We start from the raw sequence: 14,809 nt of genomic DNA, 5'->3' as shown, positions 1-14,809 counted from the left end.
CGCCCGCGAGGTCCAGCAGGAAATGTGCAGTCCAAGAAGGATGAAGAATGACTAAAAAACCTACGCGACCAGAGCAAGTGGTCTTTGCAGATCTGGCTGCGATTTGCTGCCAGCCTGGCTACGTGCATGCAGTAGCCCACATCTGCTTCCGTGACAACGTGATCCTCCACGCAGGTGACATGAAGGAAGCCGACATGAGGAAAATGTTCTCTCCCTCACGGCTCATCCGAACGGAGATCAATACTTTGCTCGGCTTGATGCTTAAGGCCGATATCGACTGGACATTGCCTGCGCCGAGGGCACTGCAGGAATATATGGACGCAACGGAGAAACTCCTTGAGGAGCTACACCATTGTCTGTCCGGGGAATTTTGGTCAGGTCTAACCAAGGAAGCAGTGGAAAGTGGCTTCAACCCGTTCGAGCGGGGCGAGGTGTTGCGAGAGCCGATTTTCTATAGCGGTGAGGCTGCCTACATCTTTCAATACCTTGACCTAGCAACTCGTAAATATGCAGCCGATTCGCAATGGCTGCAAGCAAACCGTGGCTTCACCATCGATCACGCTACACGTGTCGCGAAAGCTGTCGTAGGTGTCCATTCCGACCGCTTTGGCTCTATTCGTGATCGCATGCGAAATCAGCATCCTGACGAATGGACAATGCTCCCTCTTTTCGCCTTCACTGCCGATGAGATTGCAGCAAAGGCGAATCTTGCCACCGATATCGTGGAGCGAGTACTTGGGGCATTTGAATTGCCATCAACAGAGCGCAACGCAGGATTCAACGCGCTGCACGACTTCAACGTGATCACGGCTATGCCCCTACTGCGGACGCCGAGCGGAGAGTTCTTGTCACTGCAGACCTACTCATTGGCCGAAGCGATATACGAAGCGCCCCATCATTGGATGTATCAAGACGAGGCATATCGCCCAACACTCTCGAAGAACAGAGGCGACTTCACTGAAGATTTTGTAGCCGAGCGACTCGGTTTGGTTTTTGGGAAGGATCGTGTGCATTTGAATGTGGATATCTCCAAGACCAAGGCAGCAAAGGTATCCGACGTAGACGTGCTTGTCGTTTGGGGCAATCGGGCCATCATCGTGCAGGCAAAATCAAAGCGCCTCACGCTTGAGTCGAGAAAAGGAAATGATCAGGTTATCCGCAGCGATTTCAAGAAGGCGGTACAGGTTGCCTATGACCAAGGTGCCGCTTGCGCTAAAAGTTTGATCGAAAGGGACTGCAGGTTCGTCGCAGCTGATGGGCACGAGGTCGCACTGCCGGATGACATCAGGGAGATTTACATCTTTTGTGTCGTCAGTGATCACTACCCAGCCTTGAGCTTTCAGGCGAAGCAATTCCTGAAAACAGAATCCATTGATCGGGTACAAGCGCCGTTGATTATGGATGTGTTTGCTGTGGATGCCATGACCGAAATGCTTCAGTCCCCCCTGCAGTTTCTCAGCTATGTGAACCGACGAGCCAACTACGCTGAGCAACTCATGGCGTCGCAGGAACTAACAATTCTTGGTTATCACTTGACGAAGAATCTATGGGTGCAGCCTGACGTTAACCTGATGCATCTGTGCGATGACTTTTCGGCAGAGCTAGATATTGCAATGGCGGTAAGGCGAGCTGGCGTGCAAGGGGCAGCAACACCCGATGGCGTCCTGACTCGATTTGGAAAGACGACAGTTGGGCGAGTAGTGAAGGAAATAGAAGCTCGACCAGAGCCTGCAACTATTGATCTCGGCTTCCTACTCCTAGCTATGAGCGAGCAGGCTGTGACGGAAATGAGTCGTGCCGTAGACAAATTGGCTGCTCGGACTCGTGCTGATGGCAAGGCTCATGACCTCACGTTCGGGTTTAAGGAAGGCTCAGGCATTACCTTCCACTGCACTGATGAGCCATCAAACGTGGCAGGCCCTCGATTGGAGTCCTATTGCACGCTCCGCAAATATAGGGAGAGGGCCTCGCAGTGGTTTGGTCTCTGCATGTCCTCAACGGGACCAGACGTACGATTCGGAGTTTCTCTGGTCTTCCCGTGGAATCAAGATGAGCAGATGGATGAGAAAACCAAAGATATGAAGGAGCCAGCTCCGATCGACCAAGCTCTTCAGAAACTGATGATTGGGCGAAGTCGAGCGAGCAAGATTGGCCGTAACGATCCCTGTCCATGCGGCAGCGGGCGTAAATACAAGAGATGCTGCCTAAATTAACTGCGCTCAACGCGTAGAAGTCTCGCCCGCTGCTCATCCCACAGCGCAGGCGGCTCCACCGCCAGATCAAACAGAGTGATGTGGTTCGGCAGTGCATCGTCGAGAATGGCGGCCACGATGTCGGGTGCCAGCGTAGTCAGGTTGACCATGCGGTGTTGGCGCCGGTTGAATAATGATCAAATAGACACGTTTGTACCGGTTGCGGGTTGACCAGGTAATCCACGCACCCTGCTGAATATTTCCCGATCAGGAAATATTTGAGTAATCGCGCCCTTACATGGAAAAATGTTACCGATCGGGAAATACAGCTTGCGCATAGTCCGGTTGTGGTTGATAATTTCCCGAACGGGAAACTACGAAACCACGACATCCATACGATAACCTCAACAATTCCATGACATCCATACGATCACCTCAACAACTCGGCGATGCACTTCGTGCCGCTCGCAAGCAGCTCGGGCTGACACAGCCCCAGTTGGCCCTCGCGGCAGGGGTTGGTGTGCGCTTCATCGTCGACCTTGAAGCGGGCAAGCCCACCTTGCGACTGGAAAACGTGCTGCGGGTCATTGATGCCCTGGGTGGAGAGATCCAGTTGAGCGGATTGCCATCCATTGCGGCAGACGATCAACGTGAAGGTGGCAACCATGGCGCATGAGCTGGTAGTCTGGCTTTTTACCGATCATGTCGGCACCCTGGCGCTGGTCGACGGACGACTGAACTTTTGCTACGCACCCGGCTGGCTATCGCGTCCAGACGCCATTGCCTTGTCCGCCTCGCTGCCCCTGCAAGCAGAGCCGTTCGACGATCGCAAAACTCGCCCCTTCTTTGCCGGTCTGCTGCCAGAGGGGCAGATGCGCCGCCTGATCGCGCAGCAGTTCCAGGTTTCGGGCCAGAACGACTTTGCACTGCTGGACCACATCGGTGGCGAATGCGCCGGGGCCGTGACGTTCCTTGAGCCGGGGCAGGCTTTGCCTTTATCCACACACAACGATGACGTTCAATGGCTGAGCGACGAGGAAGTCATTGCCGTCCTGGATGAATTGCCGCGTCGCCCCATGCTGGCGGGCAAAGACGGCTTGCGGCTTTCCTTGGCGGGCGCCCAGGACAAACTCCCGGTGGTGTTCGATGGTGCCCGCATTGGGCTGCCCCTCAATGGCACGCCCAGTTCCCACATCTTGAAGCCCGCCATTCACGCTGTTGAAGACAGTGTGATCAACGAAGGATTTTGCATGGCACTGGCTGAGGCCATGCAGCTCAAGCCGGCAAAGTCAAAAGTTCACGTCGTCCTGGATCGCCCATTCCTGCTGGTTGAGCGCTACGACCGACTTATCAATGCCCAAGGGCACCGGCAACGCCTTCATCAAGAGGATTTCTGCCAGGCGCTTGGCGTGGTGCCTGAAATGAAATACCAAAACGAAGGTGGCCCCGATCTGGCCCAATGCTTTGATCTGGTGCGCCGTGCGACGCGCCCCAGTGCGCCGCATATCCTGCGTCTGCTCGACTACGTGATCTTCAATGCGCTGATCGGCAATCATGATGCACACGCCAAGAATTTCTCACTGCTTTACTCCGGCAAGACACCCGTTCTGGCACCGTTCTACGACACGCTGTCGACAGCAGTGTATCCAACACTGACGCCGAAGATGGCGATGAAAATCGGCAGCAAGTACAAGTTCAGCGAAGTCCAGGCACAGCACTGGGGTCAGTTTTCAGAAAGCGTTGGGCTTACCAAGGCGCAGGCCAAGAGGCGAATTCTGGAGTTGGCAAAGTCACTGCCAGCCACGGCGCGCAAGCTCCAATCTGACCATGGGCAAAGCTTTGCTGGCAATGCCGTGGTTGAGCGAATCAATGCCTTGATTGAACAACGCTGTTCTCTGACGATTCGGCGGCTCACCGACCCCGCCGCCGGAAATGAAGCGGTCGCCGAACCATCTGCCTGAGCCACCGGACGACCGCGCGTTCCGTTAAATCTGTGGAACTGGCAACGCTGGAATGGGTGCCTGGTTCAATCGCAACCGCCTGTTGGAGCCCATCGGGTATATACCGGCTGCAGAAGCGGAGGCAAACTACTATAGGCAAATCGCCGAAGAGATCAATTCCGGGGTTTTAACTTAAACCAAATAGCCTCCACGAAACCCGGGGCGATTCAAGGTCAAGCCGGTGGCTGATGGTGGTTAAGCGCCTACGACGCGTGAAGTGATGCAATCTGGACAAATGAAAGACTTCTTTAATTGTTGTCTAGCTTATTAAAGAATGTTTTAATATTGCGATGCTTTATCAAAGAGAGCTTTGAATGACTCGTTCCACCGGTACTTACGCGATTTCGACGACTCTAGGCGAGCCGGTACGGGCGTTCGTGCCTCATCCGTTGCCACCGGCTGACCCGGTCCTGGCCCCTACCTTTTTGCTAACCTCAATCGTCAGGCAGAACTTGCGCTCGCGCGTCTGGCGGGTGTGTCCGGGTTGGTTCCGTCAGTGGACTGGCTGTTGTAACAGCGCCATCCGCAAGGAAGCCCTGCTCACGTCGCAGATTGAGGGCACGCAGGCCACGCTGACCGACTTGTTCGATAAAGAAGCGGGCTTCAAGGTGAGCAACACCGACGATGTGGAGGAGGTGACGAACTACCTCCGTGCTTTCCGCTGGGTTCAAGAACAATTGCGTGATCCAAAAGGACTGCCCATCAGTGTGCGGTTGCTTTGCGACGCCCATCGGCTGCTGCTTGACGGCGCTCGAGGCGCTGGCAAACAGCCTGGGGAACTGCGCCGATCGCAAAACTGGATCGGTGGCACACGGCCCGGCAATGCCGTTTTTGTGCCACCACCGCCCGAGCGCGTATCCGAATTGCTGGCCGACATGGAGCGGTTCATTCACGACACCGCGACGGATTTGCCGCCCATGATCAAGGTGGCGCTCATCCACGCGCAGTTTGAAACCATCCATCCCTTCCTTGACGGCAACGGACGTATCGGCCGCCTGCTGATCGCGGCTCTGTTCGAACATTGGGGATTGCTGTCAGAGCCGTTGATATACCTCAGCGGCTACCTGAAGCAGCATCAGGCCGAGTACTACCGTCGCTTGTCGGCCATCCGTACAGACGGCGATTGGGAGTCCTGGGTGACATTCTTTCTGGAGGGGGTGGCAAGCGCCGCCGGTGATGCGGAGAAGAACATCATTGAAGTTGCCAATCTTGTTGCCGCTGACCGCAGACGCTTATTGCAGTCATCCAGGGCAGGCCCGGCAAGCTACCGGCTGTTCGAGATGCTACCGATGATGCCGCGCTTCACCATCGAACGCGTTCGCCAGCAATTGGATACCAGCTTCCCCACCGCGACGGCTGCCGTGAAGGTGCTGGAGGACCTGGGCATCGTGACGGAGATGACCGGGCAGAAGAAGAACCGCAGCTACAGCTACCAAGCCTACGTTGAACTGCTCTCCCGGTGACGAGTACCCACCAACCCGCAGCAGCCCGCACCAGTGCTCATAAGCTCGGGAGGCCAGTCAGCACATGGTCAACCGTCCGCCACCAATAACAAAACCCCAACTGTTTCCTGGTTGGGGTTTTTTCTTGCCTGTTCGCTTCAGTTTCCGCGTGTTCGCGGGGTGTTCTGTGAAAGCCTATGGACCAGGCATCTGGCCACATTGTCCACTCGGAAAACTATTCGGGCAGTTCATTCAACTCATAGCTGGTACTACGCCCACCTGCCGCAGACTTGCGCAATACGCCATGCGCCAGCAATTCATTGATGTCGCGCAAGGCCGTATCCGGTGAACATTTGGCAATGGCCGCCCACTTACTGCTATTCAGCTTGCCGTCAAAGCCATCCAGCAAGCAATTGAGCAGTTTCACTTGCCGCTCGTTCAACGGCATGGTGGCCCAGCGCTGCCAGAAGCGTGTCTTGGCAAGCACAGCATCCAGTGTGTGCTGCGCGGTATTGACTGCCGTCGCCAGATTTTCCAGAAACCACTTGAGCCACAGCGTCACATCCAGCGAACCTTTTTGGGTATGTTCCAGAATGCCATAGTACTCACGGCGTACCCGCTGGATCTGCGCCGATAGACTATAAAAACGCTGCGGACTGCCATCGGCACGCGCCAGCAACAGATCACCGATCGCCCGGGCGATACGGCCATTGCCATCGTCGAACGGGTGCAGGGTGACAAACCACAGGTGACCAAGCCCCGCTTTCAGGATAGGGTGATCAGGCGTGCTGGTGTTGACCCACTCGACAAAGCGCGTCATCTCCGCTTCCAGATTATGCGCCGGTGGTGCCTCGAAATGGACCTGTTGGCGGCCGATTGGGCCGGACACCACCTGCATGGGGCCGCTGGCATCATCGCGAAATGCACCGGCGCGAATTCGGGCCAACCCACTATAGCCGGTAGGAAACAAGGCGGCATGCCAGCCAAATAGTCGATCCTTTGTCAGCGCCGCGTCACAACGTGCAGTCGCGTCCAGCACCATTTCGACCACGCCTTCAACATGGCGATCCACTGGCGCTACCGCCCCGATGTTGACGCCAAGGCGGCGGGCAATGGAAGAACGAACTGACCCGGCATCGAGTCGCTCGCCTTCGATTTCGCTGGTCTTGATCACGTCTTCCGTCAACGCCGCCAGACTGGCCTGATCCCGCAAGGCCATGCCGACATCGGCCAAACGGCCGAGCAGCAGACCCTGTGCACGACTGACGTTGGCCAATGGCCCAGCCAAGGAAGCCAGGTCGTAGTGCCAGCTCGGCCAATCACTGGCCTGCCAGATGTAAGTGTAATCGCCGCTATTCATGCGGAGATTATGGGACTCATTCTCCGCAAAGGCAAGTTATTCACCGCATTATGTGCGGAGAATGATCGGACGATTTTCCGCAGAAATCGTCATGAGGACGCGGGTTCAGTTGCCAGACCCGGAATCGAACCGATGCGGATGTTGAACGACATAGCCATCGCTGAAAACCGGTTGGAAATGGTAGAACTCAAGTCTGTAGGGACCGATTTTCGCCACTTTCCGCAGTGGTGCGTTCCACAGTTAAGGCGCTGAGTTTGCGCGGTTGGGTTTTTGTTGTCCCGTCCGCAACAGGATTGCTCATCGGGCGACTTGTTAGTGAATGCTCATAATCAAAAATCCCAGCTTTGTAAACATATCGTGCAGGACGTGTTAAAAAAAAATGCATTTCTTATACAAGTTGTTCGGGAATCGAGAAGATTCAGCCAAAGTTCCGCTCACATTGGTCATTGGTGAACTTGGCCCAAACTGAATTTCCACAACTGATGCTCCCCGATTGCGCGACACTGGATACACTGCAATTCTATTTTCAGCGTGCCCTCGTTACAGCGACACGGCCCGATGAGGACTTGATTGCACATCTGGCCGCTTCACCTCAAGACGATTTAATTTGAATCTGAGCCCGATCCTCGTTGGAAACAACCTTTTAGATTTGCCGGCAGCTTGGTCTCTTCAAAGAAATCTCTTCGTCGAAAAATTCACGGAACGTGATTACGTTTGTCTTGCCGTTGTAACAAGTTTCCTTCGATTTTTTCAGAGACTCAGGAACAACCAGATGAATTCCCTGATTATTCATGTCATCTATAGCCGCCGAAGATACACGATCATCGACGGTTGCCAGGAACAGTGCGCAGTTGAATTTCTCCATTGTCACCTGCTTCCAGCGCTCACGAAGGGTGGTTTTTGCCGAGAGCACCATCGCTTCTTCGAACGTCCTTTTTTTTGCCTTCAAAACCACAAGGCTAGGCAGCACAAAATCCGGGCGGCGACCTCCCGTTACAGCTTGTTCTTCAAAAGCAATCCGGCCATCACGAAGAAGCCTTGAGATGTGTTGTTCAAAGGAACGTCCCGCACGCGATTTTCGGTGCTGGCTTGCGCTCAAGAAAGTTGCGTCCAAATCGGGAAATCCACGCACGACTGAAGAAACAATATCTGTCCCACCAATGGTGATGATTCGGATTTAGTAGATATCGAAATTGGGGGAGAGTGAATAATCCCACTTAGTTACGGCTTGGAATGTTTTAATCAAACTCGACAAAGCGCCAAATAGTGGTAAAGATTTTCTTTCATCTTCACTCGCCGCTCGTAGTACTACAAACTCATGCAGAGCATGATCGTCACAATTAGGGCCACCAAACTCCCAAAGTACTTGGTACAAGACTGGAATACCGACCTGCTCTGCAACGAAGTATGTATCCGATTCCAAACAGGCGCGTAATACCGCAATGTCGTTTTGCGATGGAACGCCTGACAGAAGAATTTCTCCCCAAGCTTTATAGTTTGATGCGTCGCGATAAAGGTACTCAACAACGCAACACTCTCTTGGAGTGTCACTCGGTATCCCCGCCTGCTTTTCCGTGAGTTGCATTGGGGCTATTTCCTGTTGTCCACGAAGAGTTCTTTCCTATGCCAAGCGATAAACTCTGCTTGCGGTGCGAAGCGTTCTGGCTGCTCAATCGTGCGGCCATTTAACGGTCGCAGAAATTCTATGATGAAAGTCTCGTTCTTCCGTATTAATTCCTCCGAGACAACGATCTTGAAATCATCGGTAAGCGTTATCAGCCCTTTGTCAAAAGCCCTGTCATGAATCGCCGAGAGGCACAGGCCATTACTTGGATTTAGGCGATTCATCTTGTCTTTGCTCCACGGCACAATGTGACTGGCAACCAATAGGCGCGGCTCTGACAGGCCAGACATGCAGCAACGCCCGCGATAGCTACTGAGTACAGTACGGCGGAAAAAATGCTGCTTGATTCTCTGTGTTGTTAGAACTTGCCGGGTTTCTCCAGTGAAATCTTCTGGCAATAACTCATCGCTTTCCAACTCCAAATCCTCCACAATATTTTTGTCGAGTTGCTGCCGGAGCAGCTGGCACTCCACGGCCAACCTTTCCCAATCCGAGTGGAATTCAGTCCATACCTCGCGATCCAACGCCGAGGCATTTCCCAAGCCAGCTCGTCCCGTACTCGTAATGGCTGGATCAAGGCTGGCGATATTCAGCATCTTCATAGCAACCGCATCAGATGTACGGCCGACAACCTTTGCCAATGCAATTATTTCCGGATTGCGTCCGTGAATTCGTCCATACGGGAGCTGACAATACAAGTGGAAAGCTAACTTAATTTGCTCCTTTGTCCAAAGCCCTGTAGCCATGATGTCTTTCGGCGATACCACGGTAGCAACCATGTCTGCCGACTCCTTGGGGAAAATTAATGAAGTCATGAGTTTAGCAGTTGCTTCCACCATCGGGACGACAGCTGCTTGGGAAAACTGCATGTAAGCCCGCGTATCCGATACCGGAATTCTGAACGAATCCGGGAAGCCCATCAGCCGTGCACATTCGCGTGGCGTCAGGCGCCGTGGATTAGTGTCCTCTCCCTGATAGACGAGGATTTCTGAACCATCCTTGTAGTAACGCGCAGACAGGGTACGAGTGACGCTGTCGGGAGTGACCAAACCGAAACCGAAGCCATTACCCTTGGCTCGGTGCTTTGCTGCATAGCCTTGCAAATAGGCCCATAGCTTGTCGGTAAGCGTGTATTTGGGATCAGCCTGCTGCCCTGCGTGGTTGAAAAACCGATCCCCGTCCCACGGTAAATTCGGTTCGCTGCCATTGGTCTTGTGCAGAATTTCGCGTAATGTGCGCCTGCCTTTCGCGGGCAACGGCAAGGCATCAAAATCAAAGTTGGTGGGTTCGCGAAAGCCGACAATGAGGATGCGCTCGCGATGCTGCGGCACGAAATGCGCGCCGTCTAACACACGGTAATGAATGTGGTAGCCCAGTTCCTCGGTTAACGTGCGTTTAATCACATCAAAGGTTCGTCCTTTATCGTGCGAGACAAGGTTTTTGACATTTTCCAGCAGAAAGGCGCGCGGTTGCTTCTCTTCGATGATGCGGGCGACATCGAAGAACAGGGTGCCTTGCGTTTCGCAGGCGAAGCCATGTGCTTTGCCGAGCGCATTTTTTTTGCTGACCCCGGCAATGGAAAACGGCTGGCAGGGAAAGCCTGCCAGCAGGACATCGTGATCGGGAATATCCGCTGCTGCTACTTGGGTGATGTCTCCATTGATCTGGTGTCCGCCGGGGAAATTGTCAGCATAGGTTTTCTGCGCGTAACTATCCCATTCGCTGGTGAACACGCAGCGACCGCCCAAACTCTCGAAGGCCATGCGGATACCACCAATGCCGGCAAAAAGGTCAATGAATTTGAATGGAGCATCATCGGATAACGGCAACTCCAGCGGGAGGAGACGTTGCAAGCCGAATGCGTAATGAGCGGGCACTGACTGCTCAACTACCCAACGCCGCACGGTGCGGGCATCTACGCCCAAATGACGGGCAATCTCGGCTTGTTTATGGGTTTTAAGCGCTGCGGAGAGATAGCTTGTCGCGATGTCCCGGTTGGGACCGGTGTGGAGGACTGTAGCCATGACTCGCTCCATATCTGGGAATAATAGCGGACATTATGCCCGTAATTTTCCCTTTTAGAAGCCATTTCAAGAAAAAACGATTATCTGCATGAGACGCGACTGGCAAACAGACGGTTGCTTTACTGAATTACCCACAGTTGAAGCGATCAGGCTATTCACGGTTTTCATCAGCTACCGTCACTACATTGTGCTTCTACTCACGGCAAATAATCAGAGCCAAGCTATTGACCAGCCTGTTCTTACCCGTTCACGCCAATTCACCCATACTGAAAACATAAAATTTCAAATTTGCATGGCTCGAAACCCGTTTAGCTCACTCCCGAAGAAATACAAATCACGCTGACAATAAACCGTGGTATATCTTTCGATTGCGCCGGATTGTGGCTGCCGGGATCAATAAAGAAGACATTCTGCTCAGTTATGTGCCACCCCAACCGGCACCGCAAAAATCCTGAAAACCGGCGTTTGGCAGGAAGAATGCCATGCGTCAGGCAAAACGCTTTTGCAGATAGTGAATAATGTCGGAAGACTCGTACATCCACTGACTATTGCCTTTGTCATCGGTAATTTTCAGACAGGGCACCTTGGCTCGACCACCACCCTGCAACAGAGCTTCGCGGTGTTGTGGCTGTTTTTGCGCATCCAGCAAGGCGACATCCAGCGATAAACGGTTCATTTCGCGCCGCACCTTGATGCAGAACGGACAAGTCTTGAATTGATACAGCGCCAGATTTTTGCATTGCTGGTCGATCTGCTGTTGTGCCTCGGGCAAGCGGACGATGCCCTTCGGTGTGGTTGCTTTTTCCCACAGCAGCATGAAAGGAGTCAGTACGATTCGTAGTGTCCTGAAAAAAATTCTGAAAATACTTTTCATTAAAAATACCCGCGTTATTGTTGGCAGTAAGGACAGTGAACAAGATGCCACGATGGCTCATCAGGCCACACCCGGACTCTCCAGACGGCCCGGAAAATCAGAATGGTTCCGCGGAAGACCAAACTTCATGCCCATGGTGGGCAGATAAAACAACAGCCGCACACGGGATAGTCTCCGTGCACGGCTAAGTGTGTGCTAATCAATGCGCCTCGCGTTGTGCCAGTGCACGCGCCTCATGGCTATGATCCGCCGCCAGCAGCATGTACACACCGGGCACGACAAACAGGGTAAACAAGGTGCCTATCGACAAGCCGCTGGCAATCACCAGCCCCATGTTGAAGCGGCTGACCGCGCCTGCACCGCTGGCCATGATGAGTGGCACGACACCCAGCACCATTGCTGCCGTGGTCATCAGTATCGGACGCAGGCGCAAGCTGGCGGCCTTCTCGATGGCTTCGCGCTTGCTGGCACCCATACGCTGCAAGTTATTGGCAAATTCCACGATCAGGATACCGTGCTTGGAAATCAGGCCTATCAGCGTCACCAGACCGACTTCAGTGTAGATGTTAAGGGTGGCGTGACCTATCCCGAGATTGATGAAAATCAGCGCACCGGCAATCGACATCGGCACTGATACCAGAATGATGACTGGATCACGGAAACTTTCGAACTGTGCCGCCAGCGCCAGAAAAATAATCACAATGGCGAAGAAGAAAGTAAGCAGCAGACCGCCCGATTCCTGCACGAACTGGCGCGAAGGTCCGGAGTAGTCAAAGCTATAGCCAGCCGGCAAGGTTTGCTGAGCCAGTGTTTTCAAGCGTTGCAGTGCCTGGCCTTGTGAAATGGTCGGGAATGCCACGCCCTGGATGGTGGCCATGTTTTGCTGCTGGAAATGGTTAATGGTTTCCGGCTGGGTACTGGTTTCCAGATGCGCAACGGTGGATAAAGGCACCATCTTTCCGCTGGCAGTACGCAGGTAATACTGCTTGAGCTGGTCGGCATTCAGGCGGTATTGCTGCGCAACCTGCGGTATGACTTTGTAGGCGCGGCCGCCAAGCTCGAAATAATTCACATAGCCGCCGCCCAGCATGGCGGATAAGGCCGAACCAATATCCTGCATATTCAAACCGAGTTGTGACGCCATATTGCGGTCAATCACCACGGTTGTTTGTGGTAGATCGATACGCAGGTCGGTCTGCAGAAAGATGAATTCCCCGGTTTTCTGCGCAGCTTGCAGGAACTGCTGCGCTACATCATTGAGCTGGGAGAACGGTTCGGTCGTCGTAATCACGAACTGAATCGGCAAGCCGCGTGCGCCGGGCAAGGGTGGCGGCTGGAAGATGGCATTCTGGGTACCGGCAATTTTGCCCAGATCCTTTTGCACCAAAGGTTGTAACTGATTGGTGGTTCTTGTACGTTCATCCCAGGGTTTGAGCACCATGCCGGTAATCGCCTGCGTCGGCGAATTCAGCTGGAATATATGGCCGGTTTCGGGAAAGCTGTTGAACACATTCCGAACCTGCGCGCCATACATTTCGCGCTGTTTGAGCGTGGCATCGGGCGCATTGAATGAGGCGGAAATCAGGATGCCCTGATCTTCCTGGGGCGCCAGCTCGGACATCGAAGTCGTATAGAGAAAATAGATGCCACCCAACACGATCAGCGCAAATACCGCGATCACGGAAACATAATTGAGCACGCCATGCAGTCTGCGCTGGTAACGCACATGCAGACGCTCAAACTGTTTATCCAGCCATATCACCAGATGATCCTGCCAGTTGCCGCCTTCGAGCTTGGGCGCACGCAACATGCGTGAACACATCATGGGCGAAAGCGTCAGCGCAATGATTGCGGACATCGTCACTGCGCCGACCAGCGTAAATGCAAACTCGGTAAACAACGCACCGGTCAGCCCGCTCATGAAGCCGATCGGCACGTAAACCGCGATCAGCACGATGGTCATCGCGATAATGGGATTGGCCAGCTCTCGTGCGGCTTTAATTGCCGATTCGTATGGCGACAGCCCTTCTTCCAGATGCCGGCTGACGTTTTCCACCACAATAATGGCATCGTCCACCACCAGCCCGATGGCGAGCACCAATGCCAGCAACGTAAGCAGATTGATTGAATAACCCAGCGCCAGCATCACCGTGAATGCCCCGATCAGGGACAGTGGAATCGCAATAATCGGTATCAGAACCGCGCGCAGCGAGCCCAGAAAGACGAATACCACCACCATTACAATCAGGATGGCTTCTACCAAAGTCTTGACCACTTCGTGTATGGATGAATTGACGAATTTGGTCGAGTCGTAAACGATATTGCTATTTAAACCCTGAGGCAATTGCGCCTCGATTTCCGGCATGGCCTTGCGCACGCGTGCAACCACATCCAGCAGGTTTGCTCCAGGTGCAACCTGAATGCCGACATACACTGCCTTTCTGCCATCGAACGACACACTGGATTCATAATCGTCGGCACCCAGCGTGACGTTGGCCACATCGGACAAACGCACCACCGACTCACCCTGCTGCTTGATGATCATCTGTTTGAATGCATCGACCGAATGCAACGCGGTCGATGCATTCAGGTTGATCTGAATCATTTGCCCCTTGGTTTGCCCGCTGGAAGACAGAAAGTTATTCGCCGCCAGGGCGCTATACACATCTGCCGCAGTCAACCCCACCGAAGCGAGCTTTTGCGGATCCAGCCAGGCGCGCAAGGCGAAGTTTTTCGCCCCCAGCAATTCCGCTGTCTGTACACCATCAATCGCCTGCAACTTGGGCTGGACCGAACGTACCAGATAATCCGTCACCTGATTCGGCTTGAGCACATCGCTGTAAAAACCGATGTACATTGCATCAATGGTCTGTCCGATGGCGACTGACATCACCGGTTTTTGCGCTTGCGGCGGCAGCTGGTTGAGCACCGCGTTAACCTTGGTGTTGATTTCAGTCAGCGCCTTGTCCGGATCATAATTGAGGCGCAAGTTGGCGGTGATGGTGCTGACCCCCTGAATACTGCTGGAGGTCATGTAATCAATACCATTCGCCTGGGATACCGCATTTTCCAGCGGCGTGGTGATAAAACTCGCCACCAGATTGGCGTCGGCACCGGGATAGGCTGTGCTCACTGTCACGACCGCATTCTGGGTATAAGGAAACTGCAGCACGGGCAACGACCCCATCGAACGCAAGCCCAGCACCAATATCACCAGACTGATAACCGATGCCAGTACCGGACGTTCGACAAACAGATCGGTGAATTTCCGCATCGTGGTGCTCACGGCGGTA

At 53.8% G+C, this 14,809-nt stretch carries 11 protein-coding genes and 1 pseudogene; 5 read left to right on the top strand and 7 right to left on the bottom strand.

Features of this window, described 5'->3' with window-relative positions; translation table 11 throughout:
• Positions 1-47: 47 nt before the first annotated feature.
• Positions 48-2,213, top strand: a complete 2,166-nt coding sequence (locus ACYCZJ_RS03060; protein WP_461552754.1) for a YecA family protein — start codon at positions 48-50, stop codon at positions 2,211-2,213.
• Here ACYCZJ_RS03060 and ACYCZJ_RS03055 read toward each other — a convergent pair.
• Positions 2,210-2,362 carry a hypothetical protein gene (locus tag ACYCZJ_RS03055; RefSeq protein ID WP_461552753.1) on the bottom strand — a complete coding sequence of 51 codons (153 nt, stop codon included), beginning with the start codon at positions 2,360-2,362 and terminating at the stop codon, positions 2,210-2,212. The two genes, ACYCZJ_RS03060 and ACYCZJ_RS03055, sit on opposite strands and share 4 nt — an antisense overlap.
• 245 nt (positions 2,363-2,607) lie before the next feature.
• On the opposite strand from ACYCZJ_RS03055, the gene ACYCZJ_RS03050 reads away from it, so the two are divergent.
• From ACYCZJ_RS03050 to ACYCZJ_RS03035, 4 genes and pseudogenes are all read left to right on the top strand, one after another.
• On the top strand, positions 2,608-2,868 hold the full coding sequence (locus tag ACYCZJ_RS03050) for a helix-turn-helix transcriptional regulator (protein ID WP_461552752.1): 261 nt from the start codon (positions 2,608-2,610) through the stop codon (positions 2,866-2,868).
• Positions 2,858-4,153: a HipA domain-containing protein gene (locus tag ACYCZJ_RS03045; protein ID WP_461552751.1), complete on the top strand. Its 1,296-nt coding sequence runs from the start codon at positions 2,858-2,860 to the stop codon at positions 4,151-4,153. Before ACYCZJ_RS03050 ends, ACYCZJ_RS03045 begins: the two co-directional genes overlap by 11 nt.
• Before the next feature lie 29 nt (positions 4,154-4,182).
• Positions 4,183-4,328: pseudogene (locus ACYCZJ_RS03040) on the top strand (IS3 family transposase); the annotation flags it as partial.
• Positions 4,329-4,506: 178 nt separating this feature from the next.
• Positions 4,507-5,655 carry a Fic family protein gene (locus tag ACYCZJ_RS03035; RefSeq protein ID WP_461552750.1) on the top strand — a complete coding sequence of 383 codons (1,149 nt, stop codon included), beginning with the start codon at positions 4,507-4,509 and terminating at the stop codon, positions 5,653-5,655.
• 214 nt (positions 5,656-5,869) lie between these two features.
• Here the strand turns inward: ACYCZJ_RS03035 and ACYCZJ_RS03030 are convergent, their stop codons facing one another.
• From ACYCZJ_RS03030 to ACYCZJ_RS03005, 6 genes are all read right to left on the bottom strand, one after another.
• Entirely contained in the window at positions 5,870-6,994 is a 1,125-nt protein-coding gene (locus ACYCZJ_RS03030; protein WP_461552749.1) for a Fic family protein, read from the bottom strand.
• 643 nt (positions 6,995-7,637) lie between these two features.
• On the bottom strand, positions 7,638-8,108 hold the full coding sequence (locus ACYCZJ_RS03025; RefSeq protein WP_461552748.1) for a type II restriction endonuclease: 471 nt from the start codon (positions 8,106-8,108) through the stop codon (positions 7,638-7,640).
• A gap of 63 nt (positions 8,109-8,171) precedes the next feature.
• Positions 8,172-8,579, bottom strand: coding sequence for a hypothetical protein (locus ACYCZJ_RS03020; RefSeq protein ID WP_461552747.1), 408 nt, complete (start codon positions 8,577-8,579; stop codon positions 8,172-8,174).
• Positions 8,580-8,584: 5 nt separating this feature from the next.
• The gene (gene dcm, locus ACYCZJ_RS03015; RefSeq protein ID WP_461552746.1) at positions 8,585-10,642 is read right to left on the bottom strand and encodes a DNA (cytosine-5-)-methyltransferase; all 2,058 of its coding nucleotides are present in this window, start codon (positions 10,640-10,642) and stop codon (positions 8,585-8,587) included.
• Positions 10,643-11,129: 487 nt separating this feature from the next.
• Positions 11,130-11,516, bottom strand: coding sequence for a glutathione S-transferase N-terminal domain-containing protein (locus ACYCZJ_RS03010; protein WP_461552745.1), 387 nt, complete (start codon positions 11,514-11,516; stop codon positions 11,130-11,132).
• 199 nt (positions 11,517-11,715) lie between these two features.
• Positions 11,716-14,802, bottom strand: coding sequence for an efflux RND transporter permease subunit (locus tag ACYCZJ_RS03005; RefSeq protein WP_461552744.1), 3,087 nt, complete (start codon positions 14,800-14,802; stop codon positions 11,716-11,718).
• Between the last annotated feature and the right edge of the window lie 7 nt (positions 14,803-14,809).

Source organism: Sulfuriferula sp., assembly GCF_054605375.1.
Note: the sequence above shows the minus strand (reverse complement) of the source record. Positions and strands in the feature narration are given on the sequence as shown.

Excerpts from the sequence above, each read along its gene's own strand:
- ACYCZJ_RS03060 (WP_461552754.1), top strand. The coding sequence starts at position 48 with ATGACTAAAAAACCTACGCGACCAGAGCAAGTGGTCTTTGCAGATCTG.
- ACYCZJ_RS03050 (WP_461552752.1), top strand. The coding sequence starts at position 2,608 with ATGACATCCATACGATCACCTCAACAACTCGGCGATGCACTTCGTGCC.
- ACYCZJ_RS03020 (WP_461552747.1), bottom strand. The coding sequence starts at position 8,579 with ATGCAACTCACGGAAAAGCAGGCGGGGATACCGAGTGACACTCCAAGA.
- ACYCZJ_RS03045 (WP_461552751.1), top strand. The coding sequence starts at position 2,858 with ATGGCGCATGAGCTGGTAGTCTGGCTTTTTACCGATCATGTCGGCACC.
- dcm (WP_461552746.1), bottom strand. The coding sequence starts at position 10,642 with ATGGCTACAGTCCTCCACACCGGTCCCAACCGGGACATCGCGACAAGC.
- ACYCZJ_RS03035 (WP_461552750.1), top strand. The coding sequence starts at position 4,507 with ATGACTCGTTCCACCGGTACTTACGCGATTTCGACGACTCTAGGCGAG.
- ACYCZJ_RS03010 (WP_461552745.1), bottom strand. The coding sequence starts at position 11,516 with ATGAAAAGTATTTTCAGAATTTTTTTCAGGACACTACGAATCGTACTG.
- ACYCZJ_RS03055 (WP_461552753.1), bottom strand. The coding sequence starts at position 2,362 with ATGGTCAACCTGACTACGCTGGCACCCGACATCGTGGCCGCCATTCTC.
- ACYCZJ_RS03030 (WP_461552749.1), bottom strand. The coding sequence starts at position 6,994 with ATGAATAGCGGCGATTACACTTACATCTGGCAGGCCAGTGATTGGCCG.